The sequence below is a fragment of the Methanoculleus nereidis genome, from assembly GCF_032944295.1.
Taxonomy (GTDB): domain Archaea; phylum Halobacteriota; class Methanomicrobia; order Methanomicrobiales; family Methanoculleaceae; genus Methanoculleus; species Methanoculleus nereidis.
Genome location: NZ_JABFFQ010000022.1, coordinates 1 through 2,115 on the forward strand (window position 1 = coordinate 1; position 2,115 = coordinate 2,115).

3 protein-coding genes and 1 tRNA gene are annotated in these 2,115 nt (G+C 50.1%); 2 read left to right on the forward strand and 2 right to left on the reverse strand.

The genetic code is table 11. The annotated features are described in order from the left end of the window. The first annotated feature begins 206 nt into the window (after positions 1-206). Both HL657_RS13395 and HL657_RS13400 read left to right on the forward strand, forming a co-directional pair. Complete coding sequence (locus HL657_RS13395; RefSeq protein ID WP_317297317.1) at positions 207-515, forward strand: hypothetical protein; 309 nt, start codon at positions 207-209, stop codon at positions 513-515. A gap of 118 nt (positions 516-633) precedes the next feature. After that, positions 634-718, forward strand: a tRNA-Leu gene (locus HL657_RS13400). Here HL657_RS13400 and HL657_RS13490 read toward each other — a convergent pair. Together HL657_RS13490 and HL657_RS13495 are read right to left on the reverse strand one after the other, a co-directional pair. After that, a complete protein-coding gene (locus HL657_RS13490) occupies positions 669-1,466 on the reverse strand; it encodes an HNH endonuclease (RefSeq protein ID WP_394804668.1) in 798 nt (265 codons plus the stop codon). The genes HL657_RS13400 and HL657_RS13490 overlap by 50 nt on opposite strands. A 245-nt stretch (positions 1,467-1,711) precedes the next feature. After that, positions 1,712-1,999, reverse strand: coding sequence for a protein NO VEIN domain-containing protein (locus HL657_RS13495; protein WP_394804667.1), 288 nt, complete (start codon positions 1,997-1,999; stop codon positions 1,712-1,714). Positions 2,000-2,115 lie beyond the last annotated feature (116 nt).

The following is a 2,115-nucleotide window of genomic DNA, read 5'->3' on the forward strand; positions in this document are numbered from 1 at the left end:
CCGTTCTCCTGATCGGAAAGATAATCTTCGATTAACGCTAAGGGATCCATGGCCCTGTTTCTCCTTTGTCCAAATCTAGGTTGGATCCAGGGCCAATTCAATTTTACAGAAGATTCGTTACGCTACCCATACTCCTGGTCGTCCTGCCGGCCGTCATATACGGCGGCGTCAGCATCCTCTCGCTGCTGATCAATGATCCCGCCTATATGGAAAACCCCCTGCGGGAGGCCCTCTGGCGGGCCGGGCACGGGCACGCGGGCGTCGTCCTCGTGCTCGCGCTCGTGGCGCTCCGGTACGTGGACGAGGCGAACCTTTCGGACGGGTGGAAACGGGTCGCGCGGGAGGCGATCCCGTTCTCCGCGATCCTGCTGCCGCTCGGCTTCTTCCTCTCCGTCCTCGATCCGGGGGCGACGGAGCCGAATGCGCTGATCTACCTCGTGTATGCCGGAGCGGTGCTCCTCGCCGTGGGGCTCCTGGTACTCGGGATCGGGCTTATCAGGACGCGTGCGGGGTAGGCGGCCGAACGTTCGGGGTTGCGGCGGAGAAGGGTTGCCGGACCCGGCTTTCGCCGAAGGCCCGGCCGGGCGTCGGACTTAATACCTGCGGTCGACAATAGGTACTGGTTCTCTTCGAGCGAGGGTAGCCAAGCCCGGCCAACGGCGCCGGACTTAAGATCCGGTCCCGCAGGGGTCCGTGGGTTCGAATCCCACCCCTCGCATTCTTTCTTTGGATTGAATTTTTGACTGTAATTCATCGATCGTCAGTGTCACCCCATGGCGCCTATGGATCATCCGATGGCAATTTGCGCAGAGCACTACAAGATCCTTCGCTGGGTCCACATCACGCTCTTTTCCTTGCAATTCACCTACCGGATGAACATGATGCACTTCGACAAAGCATCTTCCCCAATCACCATACACTGTCTCGAAGTTAAATTCACAGACCGCACACGTATAACCGTGGATCCTGATTGCTGCCTGTCTCAGCCGAGGGTTCCTCTCAGCTCTGGTCGAAGTATAGGTTCTCACTCGGCCTTCTGAGTAGGTGTCACTTCGATCCTGTGAATCTTCAATTTCGGTGAGTACTTCAGTATCTTGAACGGTTAATAATTCGGGGATGTTAATTGTATTGTTTAGAAATTTCTCAACATTTAACCTATAATTCGTGCCGTGAATGCTTATTGCATTACTTTTGATTGTGAAGATCCATCTTTGTCTATCTTCTCTGAGTCCTTCGTTTTCGTTTAACATTTCCTCAATTTGCCTGAATGGAATCGAGTAGAATATTGGTGAGCCTAGTGAATCATAAATCAGGATGCAGAAATTGTGGTCATACTGACTCACATAATCCTCAATTGTTGCTTTTTTCAAACCACCCCAAAAATCGGTATCTCTACTGTAACTGCAAACGTAGTGGTACTCTTGGAGGAAGTCTCGATATCGATGGATTAGGTTTTGAGTCTCCATGATTGAGACTTATTGGATCAACTGAAAATTGTTGCGAAATGTGATTGGATTCGTGTCGACTGGTGTCACAAAAGGGAAAATAAGGCTAGAGGCAATGCGCATAGAAATGTTCATATGAGTTGATTCATACTGAATTAGCACCGCTGGGCCGTTTGGTTGCGCTGGCCAGAAGAGAGAATATCAATGGTGAATAGTGTTTATCCTACTGATTAGAGGGCTATGTTAACGTATTGCCAACTGGTCAACTAATCTTCTGATATCTCGTATCCTCTTTCAGTTACGTGTAATTTGGCGGCATCCAAAGTGAACTTATCACGGTTAAAGATGTGTTCTTCGGGGTCTACTATGGAAACCACGCGGCACTCCTCTAGCTGTCTACCAATATCATGGTTCCCAACAAAGGTAATACGGTATTGGTCCCGAAGCTCGCGTGCTTTTACTAACTCGTTTCTGGTTAATATAAAATGCATCTTCTCTTTACATGACGATTTGACCTCGATGAAACGATCTGGAATCTCGGGCCTAGTGCTCATTGTCTCCTAATTCTCTAATATCATCGGGTAGAGCCGCTTGAGTTTCCTCCTCGCATCGGTTGTGGTAAACTGCCAATCCACGCCTTTCTGGGCCTGATTTCGGCTTCGGTTCCAGG

What these genes read in the sequence shown, in the direction of transcription:
- HL657_RS13395 (WP_317297317.1), top strand. Translation starts at nt 207, where the DNA reads ATGGAAAACCCCCTGCGGGAGGCCCTCTGGCGGGCCGGGCACGGGCAC.
- HL657_RS13495 (WP_394804667.1), bottom strand. Translation starts at nt 1,999, where the DNA reads ATGAGCACTAGGCCCGAGATTCCAGATCGTTTCATCGAGGTCAAATCG.
- HL657_RS13490 (WP_394804668.1), bottom strand. Translation starts at nt 1,466, where the DNA reads ATGGAGACTCAAAACCTAATCCATCGATATCGAGACTTCCTCCAAGAG.